Raw genomic sequence first — 14,016 nt, forward strand, 5'->3', positions numbered from 1 at the left:
GCATTCAGATTGCTCCCCGCATCGTGAAGGCGCGCTGTGTCACAGCTAATCTATCGCTTCGGTTAACGCCTTGACGATCGCCGCGACCGAATTGGGGGCATAGGCGAACCCCATATGGCCGCAATCGACCTCGACCTGCCGGTCGCTTTCGTCGATCTGGCCGCGCGCGCTGTTCACTGCGACGACGCCGTCATGCTTCGACCAGAGCGCGAACGTTGGCATCGACGGGCGCGGGGCGGGGTGGAAGTCGATCGGCGGATTGTCGACCGGATGGCGCGCGATCAGGTGATAGAGGCGCCACGCACGGTTGGCACGGCGGCTGCCCGAGAAGGGCGAGCCGAGCGTTACGACGCGCGCGACCTTGTCCGGATGATGCTTGGCATATTCGCGCGCATAGATGCCGCCGAGACTCCAGCCGACGAGCGCGGGGGAATGACCGGTGCGGTCGATGATCCACTGAACGCGGGTGTCGATCCGCTCGATAATGTCGGGGGTCGCGCCGCGATTGAAGCCGAGGCCCCAGGCATAGCAGCGAAAGCCCGACCGGCGGAGGTCGGCGCGCAGCGCCTTGGTCGCCCAGTCGCCCGACAGGAAACCGGGCAGCACCATCACGGGTGGATGTTCGCTGTCGGGGTTGGGTTCGGGGGGCATCGACCGGATACGCCCGCCGATCGCACGCGCGAGCGCGCCGGCCTCGCGCCACAGCAACGACAGTGGCGGTGGCGCGTCGGGGTCGGGAATGCGTGCGGGCCATTCGGCGCGCCGGGTGAGGAAACCGCGGATCATCGTGGGTCTAATCCCATATTCGTCATTCCTGCGGAAGCGGGAATCCAGCTGACCCTTGCCTGTGGTAAAGATGGGGAAGCGTCACCCTGGATCAAGTCCGGGGTGACGACAGAAGAGGGTTACGCCTTGGGAACGAGCTTGAGCAGCTTGCCGCCCTCGCCGTCGGTAAGCAACCAGACGGTGCCGTCCTCGCGCACTTCGACCTCGCGGATGCGCTGGCCGAAATCCCAGCGGTCCGACTTGTGAAGCGTGTCGCCGTCGATCTGCATGCGGACGAGGCCCTGACCCGAAAGTGCCCCCATCAGCAGGCTGTTTTTCCAGCCGGGATAGGCGTCGCCATTGTACCAGGCGAGCCCGGCGGGCGAGACCGACGGGTTCCACCACAGCTTCGGTGCGGCGAATTCGGGGCGGGTCGGGTGGTCGGGAATATCCTTGCCGTCATAATGGTCGCCGTTCGAGACGATCGGATAGCCGTAGTTCGCCTTTGCCTCGACCAGATTGACCTCGTCGCCGCCCTTTGGCCCCATTTCCTGATTCCAGAGCTGGCCGTTGCCGTCGAAGGCGAGGCCGAGGATATTGCGGTGGCCGAGCGACCAGATCTGGGCTGTCACGCCGCCCTGCGATGCAAAGGGGTTGTCGGCGGGGACGCTGCCGTCGGGATTGAGGCGCAGGATCTTGCCGAGGTTGGCCTTCATGTCCTGCGCCGGATCGAACTTCTGACGCTCGCCCGAGCCGATGAACAGATATTGGCCGTCGGGCGAAAAGGCGAGGCGGTGCGAGAAATGGCCGCGGCCCGGCACTTTCGGGTCCTGTTTCCAGATCGTCTGCAGGCCTTCGATGCGGGGGGCGGCGCCGTTCACGAATTTTGCCTTGCCGACGACCGCGCCGAAGGTGTCGCCTTGGCCGGCCTCGACCCAGCTCAGATAGATCGTGCCGCTCGTCGCAAAGTCGGGTGCGAGGATTATATCGCCGAAGCCGCCCTGGCCGCCATAGGCCACCGCTGGAACGCCCGCGACGTCGAGCACCGGGCCGCTTTCCTGCCAGAGCTTCAGCTTGCCCGATTTTTCGGTGACGAGCGCCTGTTTGCCACGCGGCAGAAAGGTCATTGCCCATGGTTCGCTGAAACTGGCGATTTCCTGCACCGCGAACGGTGCGTTCGCGAGCGGGGTCGCGGGCTGTTCGCCACCGGCGTCGAGCTTGGCGGTGTCGGCGGGTGCGGCGTTGCTGGTGGTGCCCGCCGAGCAGGCGGCGACGATCATCGCCGTCGAAAGGGCGATCGCGGGAATCTTTTTCATGGGGAGGCTCGCTTGCTGGGGGACCGAAGTTACAGTCTGGCGGGCCGCGGTGGCAAAGTCGAGAGGTCGGCGTTTGCTAGCGGTTCGCCGCTTCGCGCCGCGCGGTGATTTCCTCGACACTGTCCATGATCGAATCGATCGCCTCGCTCGCGGGGGGCGCATCGGCGCGCTTCTGGCTGAAGTGGCCGCTGTTCATGATCTCCTCGAGCGCCGCGCGGGCGCGCGAGACGCGGCTTTTCATCGTGCCGAGCGCGCAGTCGCAGATGCTGGCGGCTTCCTCGTACGACAGGCCGCCGGCGCCGACGAGGATCAGCGCCTCGCGCTGGTCCTGCGGCAATTCCATCAGCGCGCGCTGGAGGTCGGCCATTTCGCCGCTGTCCTCCTGGCTCGCGGGAGTCGAGAGCGTCCGCTCGACCGCGACCTCGTCATATTCGCCGTGGAACTTGTTGCGGCGCATCTGCGACAGGAAGGTGTTGCGCAGAATGACGAAGGTCCACGCCTTGATCGACGTTCCGCGCTCGAAGCGTTCGCGCGAAGCCCAGGCCTTGACCATCGTGTCCTGCGTCAGGTCGTCGGCGAGGTCGGGGTTGCCCGACAGGCTGCGGCCATAGGCGCGAAGATGCGGGATGACATTCGCGAGGAGAGCCTTGAACTCATTGTCCGACAAGGCGTCCGCCGATCGGCGTTCGCGAGGCGGCGGGGTCTCGTCCTGCGTCATGGGCGCAGCCTGGGCTCGGGCCATTATTGCTTCGGACTCTTCGAAGCGCTCTTGCCGTCGAGTTGCGACAACAGGTCGAGCATATTGTCGGGCAATTCTTCCGCAACGATATTGCCATAGATCATCCGCAACTTCGCGCTCACCGGTTCGGGCGACTGGCGACCGGTCAGCGTGCGATGCCACTGGTCGCTTCCGGTTCCGGGGAAGGTCGCGGCCGGACGGCGCGACGAGTCGGCTTCGGGATAAACCCGCTCGCTGCCGTTGATCCTGTTGTTGCCATGCGTTGCCATGTGAGGAGCAACGACGAAGGACGGCGCTGGTTCCCGATACGGGATATTTTTGCGACGAATGCGTTGCCACGAAGCAACACTGTCCTTACTCAGGACATTGTGAGGGGTCACAATTCGTTCGTCTTGCAACTGCGCGACCGGAGGTTCTTCCCTTGCTTTCCGTCATCTATGTGAGCGTCGCCGATCCGCTGATCCGCGACGAGGATATCGCCGCGATCCTGCTGGCATCGCGGCGCAACAACAAGCGGCATGCCCTGACCGGGGCGCTGATCTATAACGGGCATAATTTCATGCAGCTGCTCGAGGGGCCGGCGGACGAGGTCGAAACCTGCCTCGCGGCGATCGGGCGCGATCCGCGGCACAGCGGGATGACCGAAGTTCGTCGCCGCACCGTCTATGATCGCGATTTCGCCGAATGGTCGATGCTCTACGATCCCGATTTCGAGGGTCATGACGAGGATCTGGCGCGGCTGGCCGCACGAGGGCGCATCGACGAACAGGACGAACGCATAATCCACAATTTCATCGCGCTCGGCCGGCGTCGCCCAGTCGCCTGACCGGCGCGGCCTTGCATTGAATTTTCAAGGCGCTAAGCCGGGCATAAGGTTGTCAAAACAGCCGTCAGACAAAGGTCCATTTATCAACGACGACACGCCCCGCCCATTGGATGACGACAGCTTCAAGCGCGAGCTGGCGGCGATGCTGCCGCACCTGCGCGCCTTCGGCCGGAGCCTGACAGGCAACGCCGACATGGCCGACGACCTGGTGCAGGAAACGATGTTGAAGGCGTGGAAGGCGCGCGAAAGCTATATTCCGGGACCGGCCAGCATGAAGAGCTGGGCCTTCGTCATCCTGCGCAACTGTTTCCTGTCGCAGATGCGGCGCAAGAAATTCACCGCCGAATATGACGAGCTTGCCGCCGAACGGCTGCTCGTCGCGCCCGACGACCAGACCGACAGCCTGCACCTTGCCGACGTCCAGCGCGCGCTGCTGATGCTGCCCGTCGACCAGCGCGAGGCACTGATCCTGATCGGCGCAGGGCAGCTGTCCTATGAGGAAGGCGCGGAGATCTGCGGCTGTGCTGTCGGCACGATGAAGAGCCGTGTGTCGCGTGCGCGCTCGGCGCTCCACGCGATCCTCGAGGGCGGCGAAATGCCGCTGCGCAGCGAAGATCCGCTTGCGCCGAGCGAGGCTTTCGCCACGATCATGGGCGATGTCGATCATCTGACCGGTGGCGGGCCGTCGCCGGATTAATCGCGGGTTGATCCTATGAGCAGTTCGGCTGGAATGCGTACTCTCATCAAACCTCTGGCCGTCCTCGCGCTCGGGCTTGCCCTGTGTCCGGCGGCGCGGGCCGCGTCCGTGCCGCCGGGCGGCGGCGAGCCGATCGTCGTCGAAGGCCAGCGGGAAATTCGCGTCGGGTGGAAGCGTGCCGAAACCCGACATGCCGTGATATTCAGCGATGGCGGCGAGGCCGAGCTGAAAAAGGCCGCGACCGATATCGAGCAGCTGCACGCACTGCTTGCGCGCCTTTATCGCGTCGGACCCGAAGACGGCGAGGCGGTGAAGCCGAAGATCATCCTGATCGGTTCGGCATCGGCCTATCGGGACATGGCGCTTCGTCCCGTCCGGTCCGAGGAGGGGCCCTATGTCGGAGCCTTCGCCGAACAGCGCTATTATGATCCGGCGGACGACGGCGCGGTAATCGTCGTGCCGCGCGCCGATCAGGTCATCGAACTCGACACCTCGAAGGCGCGCGACGCCGATTGCCAGGACGTCGAATATGAGGCGATGCTCGGGGGCAAGACGTGTGCGGAGGTCTTGACGCCGCCCGCCCCGGTCGCGCGGCCGTGGGAGGCGGTGCTCTTCTCCGCTTATGCCCAGCACTTCATCCTGAGCTATGTTCCCGCGGGCTATCCGCGCTGGTATCTCGACGGCATCGGCGCGCTCTTCTCGACCGCGAAGATCGGACGCGACGGCGCGCTCGACTATGCGAAGCTTTCGCTCGTCAATCCCCAGATATTCAAGGCATATGGACGCCTGAACGTCGGCGACGTGCTGACCGGAGACTATCTCGCGACGCCGTCGCGGCGGATGGAGTGGACACCCTTTCACGCCGCGCTGCTCGTGCATTTTTTCGTCTTTGGCGACATCAAGCCCGAACGGCGCGTGCAGTTCCAGCGCTATATGACCGCGATCCACCAAGGCGTTCCGATGGCCGAGGCCGCCCGGGTCTTTGGCGATATGCGCAAGCTGAAGTTCGAGATCGCGGCCTATATGGTGCGCCGGGGCCGCGCTTATGCCCGCACCGCGCCGCCCGAACAGCCGGTCGAGATACCTTCGATCACGGCGCTGTCGCTGGCGAGCGCGGCGATGCTCGACGCGAGCGTCGAGATGGAATCGCGGCTCGCGGCGGGGGGTACCGATAGCGATGCCTGGGTCGCGCAGCTTCGTTCGGAGGCGGAGAGGTTTCCGGGCGACGCCGATGCGATGGCCGTTCTTGCGAAGGCCGAATGCCGGATCGGGCGCTATCGTGAATGTCTGGATGCAGCCGGGCAGGCGCTCGCAAAATCGCCCGACGATGTCGCGGCGCTCAGCTGGAAGGGGCTGGCACTGGCCGGCGGGGCGGCTGCGAAGAAGGACGGCGCGGGAGCCGGCGACCTCAAGGCTGCGCGCGAAGCGATCGGCCGCGCGATCGCGCTCGACGGCGAGGCGCCGCTGCCGCGCATCGCCTATTTCCAGAGCTTCGCGATCGCCGGCGAGCCGGTGCCCGACGATGCGATGGCGGGAATGGCGCAGGTCGTCCGGCAGGTGCCGGCTGCGCCGGGTGTCCGCCTTCAGCTGGGCAGCGAGCTGGTCCGGCGCGGCCAGGCCGACCTTGCGCACAAACTTTTGAGCCCGGTGCTTTTCGGCCCCTATGACTCGCCCGAACGCAGGGCAGGCAGAGCGTTGTTCGCGATACCTTCGCCGCCGGCAGCGCCCTGACGGCCGATGTCAGGCCGCGAGCTGCGGCGTGAAGAGCAGGCTCTGGCTGATTGCCGCGCGGACGGTGTTTTCGCCGAAGGGCTTCGAGATCAGGAACGTCGGTTCGACGCGATTGCCGGTGAGCAGACGCTCGGGGAAGGCGGTGATGAAAATCGCGGGCACGGGCGCGATCGCAAGAATGTCCTGCACCGCGTCGATCCCCGACGAGCCGTCGGCAAGCTGGATGTCGGCAAGGACAAGTCCCGCATCGGTGTTCTCGAACGCCGCGACCGCATCTTCGTGCGTCGTCGCGACACCGGCGACCTCGTGGCCGAGCCCGCGGACGATCTGTTCGAGATCCATCGCGATCAGCGGTTCGTCCTCGATAATCAGAACCGAGGTGCGCGCTTCGCGGTCCATCTCGCCGGCCGCCTCGGCAAGCAGGCTTTCGACGATGTCATTGTCGGCGCCGGTGATCAGCGCGGTTTCGCCGACCGAAAAACCCTCGAGCGCCGTGAGCAACAACATCTGGCGGCCGAGCGGCGTGATGCGGCGCAACTTGCGGTTCGCCGCGCGGACGAGCGGATCGCTTTCGTCATCGCCTTCGCCGTCGGAGATGAAGGCGCTTTCCCAGATACGGTGGAAATTGCGGTAAAGATCGATGCGCGTGTCGTCGCAGGTGCGGAATTCGTCGGGGGCGGCGACGATGACTTCGAGGGTCGTATGAACGAAATTGTCGCCATGCATCTGGCTTCCCGTCAGCGCGCGCGCGTAACGGCGCAGGAACGGCAGATGCCCGCGGATTTCTTCACCCAAGCTCATGCATGATCTCCCTCTAGTGAAAGATTATACGCTGCGCTCGCAACGACGGTTCCCCCGACCTGTCCGAAAAGGGCCGTTTCCGTTTGCAACCGTTCGCGCCGCGATGCGTAGAGTCAGCCGGGACGCGATCGGGCCGACGCGTAAGGGACGGATTTCATCCACTTTCCTTGGCGGCCGGGCTGCCTTGCTTTTACAGGGACCATTTTCATGGCAGAGCGGCCCACAGCGGATATCGATGCGTCGGCATCGGCGGGAAGCGAGGGGCGGAATTTGGCGGACGGAGCGGATCTGGATCCGGCAGAGCGCGAACGCTGGCGGCTCGACACATTGCGCGAATATCGCATCATGGATACCGATCGCGAGCCCGCGTTCGACCGGGTAACCAAACTGGTCGCCGACCTGTTCGACGTGCCGATCGCGCTCGTCTCGCTGGTCGATGACAAGCGCCAGTGGTTCAAATCGTCCTACGGCGTAAACGTCCCCGAATTGCCGCGAAATGCCGGCATGTGCCAGTTTGTGGTTACGGACGAACAGGCGCTCGTCGTTACCGACCCGCTTGTCGATGCGCGCCTCCGCGACAATCCGCTCGTTACGGGCGAGCCTTTTCTGCGCTTTTACGCCGGCGTACCGCTGCGCGCCTATAATGGCGCGATCCTCGGCACGCTGTGCGTTATCGACCGGAAAGAGCGACCGGCGCCTGACGCTCGCGAGATAGAGCGGCTTGAGGATTTCGCTGCAATCATCATGGCCGAAGCCGGACTGCGTCGCACCGTCGCCGAGCGCGACGAGGCGCGACACATGCTGGAGCGCGCGCTCAATTTTTCGGGGATCGCGACCTGGCAATATGATGCGCGTACCGATCGCCTGTCCACGCAGGGCGCCGGTGCGGAGCTTTGGGGATCAGGGTTCGAGGCGACTCTCGCGACGGGCAACGGCTTCTTCGATCTCGTCCATCCCGACGACCGCGCAGCGCTCCGTGCCATCCTCGAAGAGTCGATTGCGAACCGCACGCCTTACCTTGCCGAATATCGGGTCCTGAACCCGGAGCGCGGGGTGCGCTGGAATGCGGTGCGCGGCGACTGGGACGGACAGCCCGGGAGCGCGACATTGACCGGCGTCAGCATCGACATCACCGAGCAGAAGAGCCGGCAGGAAAATGCCAACCTGCTGATGCGCGAGCTGCATCACCGCATGCGCAACCTGTTCGCGACCGTCAGCGCGATCATCTCGCTGACCCGCCATGCCGCGAGCGACGTCGACGACTATGTCGAGCGGATCAGCAGCCGGCTCGACGCGCTCAACCGCGCGCAGAACGTGCTGCTCAGCGCAAATTTCATGACCGGATCGATGCATGCGCTGATGCGCGAGGTCGAAGCGGCCTTTCCGCGTATTCATTGGTCGGGGCCCGATCTGCTGCTCCCCGAAAACGCGCTCGTCGCGATGGCGCTTTTCTTCAACGAACTCGCGACCAACGCCGCAAAGCATGGCGCGCTGACCGGCGAAAACGGCCGCGTCGACGTGCGCTGGTCGCAGGACGAGGGGGATGGCGAGGACCGGCGGTTCCGGCTGACCTGGGCGGAGAGCGGCGGCGGACGCGAGGTCGTCCCGCCGGAGCGCACCAGTTTCGGGACATTGCTGATGGAACGCAGCGTGAAGAACAATCTGGGCGGAACGATCGAACGGCATTGGGAGCCGGGCGGCCTGACGGTCGAGATTGCGCTTCCCGCGCGGTGGCGCGAGGCCTAGCCGCGCCCGACTTGATCCAGGATAGATTGTTCCCTATCTGTTCCGTGCTAGATACGGGACATGTCCGCGAAACCGATTCTCGAAAAGCTGGCCGTCCTCGCCGATGCGGCGAAATATGATGCCTCCTGCGCTTCGTCGGGAACGGTGAGGCGCGATTCCACCGGCACCAAGGGGATCGGGTCGACCGAGGGCATGGGCATCTGCCACAGCTATGCGCCCGACGGGCGGTGCATCTCGTTGCTCAAGATATTGCTGACGAACTTCTGCATCTATGACTGCCGCTTCTGCATCAACCGCGCGTCGAGCAACGTCGAGCGCGCGCGCTTCAGCCCGCAGGAGGTGGTGCGACTGACGCTCGATTTCTACAAGCGCAATTACATCGAGGGGCTGTTCCTGTCGTCCGGGATCATCCGGTCCGAAGACTATACGATGGAGCAGCTTGTCGAGGTCGCGCGCATCTTGCGCGAGGAGCATCGCTTTCAGGGCTATATCCATCTGAAGACGATTGCAGGGGCGGATCCGGGGCTGGTCGCGCTGGCGGGGCTCTATGCCGACCGGCTGTCGACCAATGTCGAGCTGCCGACCGACGCCGGGCTGTCGAGCTTCGCGCCCGAAAAGAAGCCCGAGACGATCCGCAAGACGATGGCGTCGGTGCGCGTCGGCGAGTCCGACGCGATCGAGGCGGCGAAGAGCCGGTTGATCGGCAAGGCGAAACCGCCGCGCTTCGCCCCCGCGGGGCAATCGACGCAGATGATCGTCGGGGCGGATGCGGCACGCGACGACGATATATTGAAGACCGCGACGAACCTCTATTCGGGCTATCAGCTCCGCCGGGTCTATTATTCGGCCTACAGTCCGATCCCCGATGCGAGCCGCGACCTGCCGCCGGTACGCCCGCCGCTGATGCGCGAGCATCGACTGTATCAGGCCGACTGGCTGCTCCGCTTCTATGGCTTCGAGCGCGCCGAGATCATGGAGGGCGCCAGCGGGGGCATGCTCGACCTCGCGATCGATCCCAAGCTCGCATGGGCGCTGATGCGGCGCGACGTCTTTCCGCTCGATATCAACCGCGCGCCGCGCGAATTGCTGCTGCGCGTGCCGGGACTGGGAACGAAAGCCGTCGACCGCATCGTCGCGGCGCGGCGGCTGGGTAAGTTCCGGCTCGGCGACCTCGCGAAGCTGACGGCGTCGGTGAAGAAGGTGCTGCCCTTCATCGTGACGCCCGACTGGCGGCCGGGCAAGCTCACCGACAGCGCCGACCTGCGCGCACGCTTCGCGCCGCCGGCGGAGCAACTGGCGCTCGCGCTGTGAAAGAGGTCGTTCTCAAGACGCCCGGCGATTTTGCCGAATGGCGGAGCGCCGCGCGCGGGTTGCTTGCGGGCGGCGTCGCGCCCGAGGATGTGAGTTGGCGCGGAAGCGAAGAGGGCGCGTCGTTGTTCGGTGACGAGATTGGCTCAGCGCCCGCAGGTCAACTCAGCTTGCCGCGCGAACTGGTCGAGATTGCCGACCGGGTGATCTGCCACCGCGACGCCGAAGTGCCGGGGCGGCTCTATCGGATCGTGTGGCGCGCGCTCCACGACCGGCATCTGCTTGCGCGGACGACCGACCCGGAAGTCGACTGGCTGCGCAAGGCCGACAAGGCGATCCGCCGCGACGTGCACAAGATGCACGCCTTCGTGCGCTTCCGTCGGCTCGGCGAGGAGGACGGGCGCGAGAGCTTTGCGGCGTGGTTCGAACCGTCGCACCGCATTCTCAGGCTCACCGCGCCCTTCTTCCAGCGGCGTTTCTACGGGATGGACTGGGCGATCGTGACGCCGGATGCGCGCGCGATCTGGCAGGACGAAATGCTGAGCTACGGCCCCGGCGGGACGAAGGACGAGGTGCCCGACAGCGACGTCGTCGAGGATCAGTGGCGAACCTATTATGGCGCGATCTTCAATCCTGCACGGGTGAAGATCGAGGCGATGCGTGCCGAAATGCCGAAGAAATACTGGCGGAACCTGCCCGAGGCACAGGATATTGCGCCGTTGATTGCGGGGGCCGAGGCGCGGGTGGAACGCATGCGCGAAGCGGCCGTTTCGATGGCGAACCCCTTGACCGGAAAGTGGCGGACGCGCGTGCAGGACGAACTGACCCTTGGCGACGAGATCGAGACGCTGGCCGATCTGGCGAAGGCGGTCGATCGCTGCACGCGCTGTCCGCTCCACTGCAACGCGACGCAGGCGGTCGCGGGCGAGGGGCCGGGGGCGGCGAAGATCATGCTCGTCGGCGAGCAGCCGGGCGACCGCGAGGATCTGGAAGGCAAACCCTTTGTCGGGCCCGCCGGGCAGTTGCTCAACGAAGTGCTGTATGATGCGGGGCTCGAGAGGCGGCGGCTGTTCCTCACCAACGCGGTCAAGCATTTCAAGTTCGAGCCGCGCGGCAAGCGCCGCCTCCACCAGAATCCGACGACTGCCGAGATCGACGTGTGCCGCTGGTGGCTCGACAAGGAGCGCGCGCTGGTGCAGCCCGACATCATCGTCACGCTGGGCGCGAGCGCGCTGCGCGGGGTGACGGGGAAGAGCGCGAGCATCAAGTCGATGCGCGGCGCGGTGCACGAGCTGGAAGGGGGCACGAAGCTGATCGCGACGATCCATCCTTCTTTTCTGCTGCGTCTGCCCGACCGTGAGCGGGCCGCGAAGGAGCGCGAACTGTTCGTCGCCGACCTCGCGCTCGCGCGGAAACTCGCCGCCTGATGGCGAAGGCGAAGACCTGGATCGAGCCGCATCCGGGCGGCATCTATGTGAAGCCCGCCGACCTGTGGATCGACCCGTCGCGCCCCGTCGAGCGCGCCGCGGTGACGCATGGCCACGCCGACCATGCGCGGAGCGGGCATGGATCGGTCTTCGCGACGCCCGAGACGCTGGCGATCATGGCGCTGCGCTATGGCGTCGACGTCGAGGCGAGCCACAATCAGGCGTTCGCATACGGCGACGGCTTCGAGCGCGGCGGGGTGCGCTTCAGCTTCCATCCCGCGGGTCATGTGCTCGGCAGCGCGCAGATATTGATGGAATATGCCGGCGAGCGCATCGTCGTCACCGGCGACTACAAGCGCCGCGCCGACCCGACCTGCGTGCCGTTCGAGGTCGTGCCGTGCGATATCTTCGTCACCGAAGCGACCTTCGGCCTGCCGGTGTTCCGTCATCCGCCGACCGGCGACGAGATCGCCAAGCTGATCGGTGCGGTGCGTGCCGAGCCCGATCGTTCGGTGCTCGTCGGTGCCTATGCGCTGGGGAAGGCGCAGCGGGTTATTGCCGAGCTTCGTCGCGCGGGATGGGACGCGCCGATCTATATCCACGGTGCGCTTGAGAAGATGTGCCAGCTTTATGCGGTGCATGACGTCGACCTCGGCGAACTGAGGCTGGTGAGCGAAACCGACAAGGCCGAGATGGCGGGGCAGATCGTGCTCGCGCCGCCGTCGGCGCTCAATGATCGCTGGTCGCGGCGGCTGCCCGATCCGGTGACCGCGATGGCGTCGGGCTGGATGCGCGTGCGCCAGCGCGCGCGGCAGCGGATGGTCGAACTGCCGCTCGTCATTTCGGACCATGCCGACTGGGACGAGCTGACGGCGACGATTTCGGAGGTGAATCCCAAGGAGAGCTGGATCACCCACGGCAGCGAGGACGGGCTGCTCCGCTGGTGCGAACTCACCCAGCGCAAGGCGCGCGCACTGCACCTTGTGGGGCGTGATCTGGAGGAAGAGGCGTGAAGCGCTTCGCGGCCCTGATCGACCGGCTGATCTACACGCGCTCGCGCAACAGCAAGCTGGCGCTGATTGTCGATTATCTGCGCCATACCCCCGATCCCGATCGCGGCTGGGCGATCGCCGCGCTGACCGAGAGCCTCGATTTTCCGGCGGTGAAGGCGGGGACGGTGCGCGCGCTGCTCGCGACCCGTGTCGACGAGGAATTGTTCCGCCTGTCGCGGCACTTCGTCGGCGATACGGCGGAGACCGCGGCGCTGCTCTGGCCCGATGCGCCGGGAAAGAAGGCTGGTCTCGGCGTGTCAGAGGCGGTTGATGCGCTCGCGGCTGCCACCCGCAGCGATGCCCCTGCGGTCGTCGCGTCGCTTCTCGACCGGTTAGATGCCGACGGGCGCTATGCGCTGCTCAAGCTCGCGCTCGGCGGGATGCGCGTCGGGGTGTCGGCGCGGCTTGCGAAGCAGGCGTTTGCGCAGGCGTTCGATGTGCCCGTCGACGATGTCGAGGAGCTGTGGCACGCGATCCCGCCACCCTATGCGCCGCTGTTCGCATGGGGCGAGGGGCGGGCGGATCGGCCTGACCTGAAAGATGTTGCCTTCTTCCGCCCCTTCATGCTCGCGCATCCGCTGGAGGAGGAGAGCATCGACCTTTCCGACTATGCCGCCGAGTGGAAATGGGACGGCATCCGCGTCCAGATCGTTCGCGGGGGCAGCGAGACGCGCATCTACAGCCGCGGCGGCGAGGAGATCAGCGGGGCGTTCCCCGAGCTCGTCGCGGCCTTCGATCAGGATGCTGTGATCGACGGCGAACTGCTCGTGCGCGGCGAGGTGCAGGGCGGCGAAGCGGCGAGCTTCAACGCGCTGCAGCAAAGGCTCGGGCGCAAGACGGTGTCGAAGAAGATGCTCGCCGACTATCCGGCCTTCGTGCGCGTCTATGATCTGCTCGGCGTCGATGGCAACGACCTCCGCGGCCTGCCGTGGAGCGAGCGACGGCGGCAACTGGAAGCGTTCGTTCCGCGGCTCGCCGCCAGCCATTTCGACCTGTCGCAGGTGATCGACGCCACCGACTTCGACGACCTCGCTGAACGTCGCGCCGGCGCGCGCGATGCCGCAATCGAAGGCGTGATGCTGAAGCGACGCGATGCGCCTTATGTGGCGGGGCGCCGCGCGGGCCTCTGGTACAAATGGAAGCGCGACCCGCTCACCGCCGATTGCGTCATGATGTATGCGCAGCGCGGCAACGGCCGCCGCGCGAGCTTCTATTCGGACTATACCTTCGGATGCTGGTCCGATGCGGGCGAATTGCTGCCGGTGGGCAAGGCCTATTCGGGCTTCACCGACGAGGAACTGAAGTGGCTCGACAAGTTCGTGCGCGACAACACGCTGAACCGTTTCGGCCCCGTGCGCGAGGTCGAAAAGTCGCTCGTGCTCGAAGTCGCGTTCGATTCGATCCACGCGTCGAAGCGCCATAAGTCGGGGCTCGCGATGCGCTTTCCGCGCATTTCGCGCATCCGCCGCGACAAGCCCGCCGAGGAAGCCGACCGGATCGCGACCCTGCAAGCCATGGCGACCTGAAAATCAGGGTAAAAATTCCGCGTCACAGGGTTGCAACCCATGCGGGCGATACCGAGTTAAAGGCCGCAAAGACCCCAAAACA

General features: G+C 65.6%; 13 protein-coding genes. 8 read left to right on the forward strand and 5 right to left on the reverse strand.

Annotated elements, in window-relative coordinates; genetic code table 11:
* Positions 1-45: 45 nt before the first annotated feature.
* From L7H23_RS15005 to L7H23_RS15020, 4 genes are all read right to left on the reverse strand, one after another.
* A complete protein-coding gene (locus tag L7H23_RS15005) occupies positions 46-786 on the reverse strand; it encodes an alpha/beta fold hydrolase (RefSeq protein WP_237836674.1) in 741 nt (246 codons plus the stop codon).
* Between the two features lie 119 nt (positions 787-905).
* The gene (locus L7H23_RS15010; RefSeq protein WP_237836675.1) at positions 906-2,081 is read right to left on the reverse strand and encodes a PQQ-dependent sugar dehydrogenase; all 1,176 of its coding nucleotides are present in this window, start codon (positions 2,079-2,081) and stop codon (positions 906-908) included.
* Between the two features lie 76 nt (positions 2,082-2,157).
* The gene (locus L7H23_RS15015) at positions 2,158-2,799 is read right to left on the reverse strand and encodes a sigma-70 family RNA polymerase sigma factor (protein WP_237836676.1); all 642 of its coding nucleotides are present in this window, start codon (positions 2,797-2,799) and stop codon (positions 2,158-2,160) included.
* Between the two features lie 23 nt (positions 2,800-2,822).
* A complete protein-coding gene (locus L7H23_RS15020) occupies positions 2,823-3,089 on the reverse strand; it encodes a NepR family anti-sigma factor (RefSeq protein ID WP_237836677.1) in 267 nt (88 codons plus the stop codon).
* A gap of 152 nt (positions 3,090-3,241) precedes the next feature.
* On the opposite strand from L7H23_RS15020, the gene L7H23_RS15025 reads away from it, so the two are divergent.
* The 3 genes from L7H23_RS15025 to L7H23_RS15035 all read left to right on the forward strand — a co-directional run bounded on the left by L7H23_RS15025 (position 3,242) and on the right by L7H23_RS15035 (position 6,074).
* Positions 3,242-3,646, forward strand: a complete 405-nt coding sequence (locus L7H23_RS15025; RefSeq protein WP_237836678.1) for a BLUF domain-containing protein — start codon at positions 3,242-3,244, stop codon at positions 3,644-3,646.
* A 142-nt stretch (positions 3,647-3,788) separates the two neighbouring features.
* Entirely contained in the window at positions 3,789-4,343 is a 555-nt protein-coding gene (locus tag L7H23_RS15030) for a sigma-70 family RNA polymerase sigma factor (protein WP_237839270.1), read from the forward strand.
* 33 nt (positions 4,344-4,376) lie between these two features.
* On the forward strand, positions 4,377-6,074 hold the full coding sequence (locus tag L7H23_RS15035; RefSeq protein WP_237836679.1) for a hypothetical protein: 1,698 nt from the start codon (positions 4,377-4,379) through the stop codon (positions 6,072-6,074).
* Positions 6,075-6,083: 9 nt separating this feature from the next.
* Here L7H23_RS15035 and L7H23_RS15040 read toward each other — a convergent pair whose 3' ends face one another.
* Positions 6,084-6,875: a response regulator gene (locus tag L7H23_RS15040; protein ID WP_237836680.1), complete on the reverse strand. Its 792-nt coding sequence runs from the start codon at positions 6,873-6,875 to the stop codon at positions 6,084-6,086.
* A 270-nt stretch (positions 6,876-7,145) separates the two neighbouring features.
* On the opposite strand from L7H23_RS15040, the gene L7H23_RS15045 reads away from it, so the two are divergent.
* Genes L7H23_RS15045 through L7H23_RS15065 form a run of 5 tightly spaced genes read left to right on the forward strand, consistent with a single transcriptional unit; the run spans position 7,146 to position 13,934 of the window.
* Positions 7,146-8,621 (forward strand): GAF domain-containing protein, encoded by a 1,476-nt coding sequence (locus tag L7H23_RS15045; RefSeq protein ID WP_237836681.1) that lies wholly within the window; start codon positions 7,146-7,148, stop codon positions 8,619-8,621.
* Positions 8,622-8,681: 60 nt separating this feature from the next.
* Positions 8,682-9,932, forward strand: coding sequence for a putative DNA modification/repair radical SAM protein (locus L7H23_RS15050; RefSeq protein WP_237836682.1), 1,251 nt, complete (start codon positions 8,682-8,684; stop codon positions 9,930-9,932).
* Entirely contained in the window at positions 9,929-11,356 is a 1,428-nt protein-coding gene (locus tag L7H23_RS15055; RefSeq protein ID WP_237836683.1) for a UdgX family uracil-DNA binding protein, read from the forward strand. The genes L7H23_RS15050 and L7H23_RS15055 overlap by 4 nt, the downstream gene beginning before the upstream one ends.
* On the forward strand, positions 11,356-12,369 hold the full coding sequence (locus L7H23_RS15060; protein WP_237836684.1) for a ligase-associated DNA damage response exonuclease: 1,014 nt from the start codon (positions 11,356-11,358) through the stop codon (positions 12,367-12,369). The genes L7H23_RS15055 and L7H23_RS15060 overlap by 1 nt, the downstream gene beginning before the upstream one ends.
* The gene (locus tag L7H23_RS15065; protein ID WP_237836685.1) at positions 12,366-13,934 is read left to right on the forward strand and encodes a cisplatin damage response ATP-dependent DNA ligase; all 1,569 of its coding nucleotides are present in this window, start codon (positions 12,366-12,368) and stop codon (positions 13,932-13,934) included. The genes L7H23_RS15060 and L7H23_RS15065 overlap by 4 nt, the downstream gene beginning before the upstream one ends.
* The last annotated feature ends 82 nt before the right edge of the window (positions 13,935-14,016 follow it).

This window comes from Sphingopyxis sp. BSN-002 (genome assembly GCF_022024275.1).
In the GTDB taxonomy this organism is placed as follows: Bacteria; Pseudomonadota; Alphaproteobacteria; order Sphingomonadales; family Sphingomonadaceae; genus Sphingopyxis.

What these genes read in the sequence shown, in the direction of transcription:
- L7H23_RS15005 (WP_237836674.1), bottom strand. Translation starts at nt 786, where the DNA reads ATGATCCGCGGTTTCCTCACCCGGCGCGCCGAATGGCCCGCACGCATT.
- L7H23_RS15040 (WP_237836680.1), bottom strand. Translation starts at nt 6,875, where the DNA reads ATGAGCTTGGGTGAAGAAATCCGCGGGCATCTGCCGTTCCTGCGCCGT.
- L7H23_RS15050 (WP_237836682.1), top strand. Translation starts at nt 8,682, where the DNA reads ATGTCCGCGAAACCGATTCTCGAAAAGCTGGCCGTCCTCGCCGATGCG.
- L7H23_RS15020 (WP_237836677.1), bottom strand. Translation starts at nt 3,089, where the DNA reads ATGGCAACGCATGGCAACAACAGGATCAACGGCAGCGAGCGGGTTTAT.
- L7H23_RS15015 (WP_237836676.1), bottom strand. Translation starts at nt 2,799, where the DNA reads ATGACGCAGGACGAGACCCCGCCGCCTCGCGAACGCCGATCGGCGGAC.
- L7H23_RS15010 (WP_237836675.1), bottom strand. Translation starts at nt 2,081, where the DNA reads ATGAAAAAGATTCCCGCGATCGCCCTTTCGACGGCGATGATCGTCGCC.
- L7H23_RS15060 (WP_237836684.1), top strand. Translation starts at nt 11,356, where the DNA reads ATGGCGAAGGCGAAGACCTGGATCGAGCCGCATCCGGGCGGCATCTAT.
- L7H23_RS15030 (WP_237839270.1), top strand. Translation starts at nt 3,789, where the DNA reads ATGCTGCCGCACCTGCGCGCCTTCGGCCGGAGCCTGACAGGCAACGCC.
- L7H23_RS15035 (WP_237836679.1), top strand. Translation starts at nt 4,377, where the DNA reads ATGCGTACTCTCATCAAACCTCTGGCCGTCCTCGCGCTCGGGCTTGCC.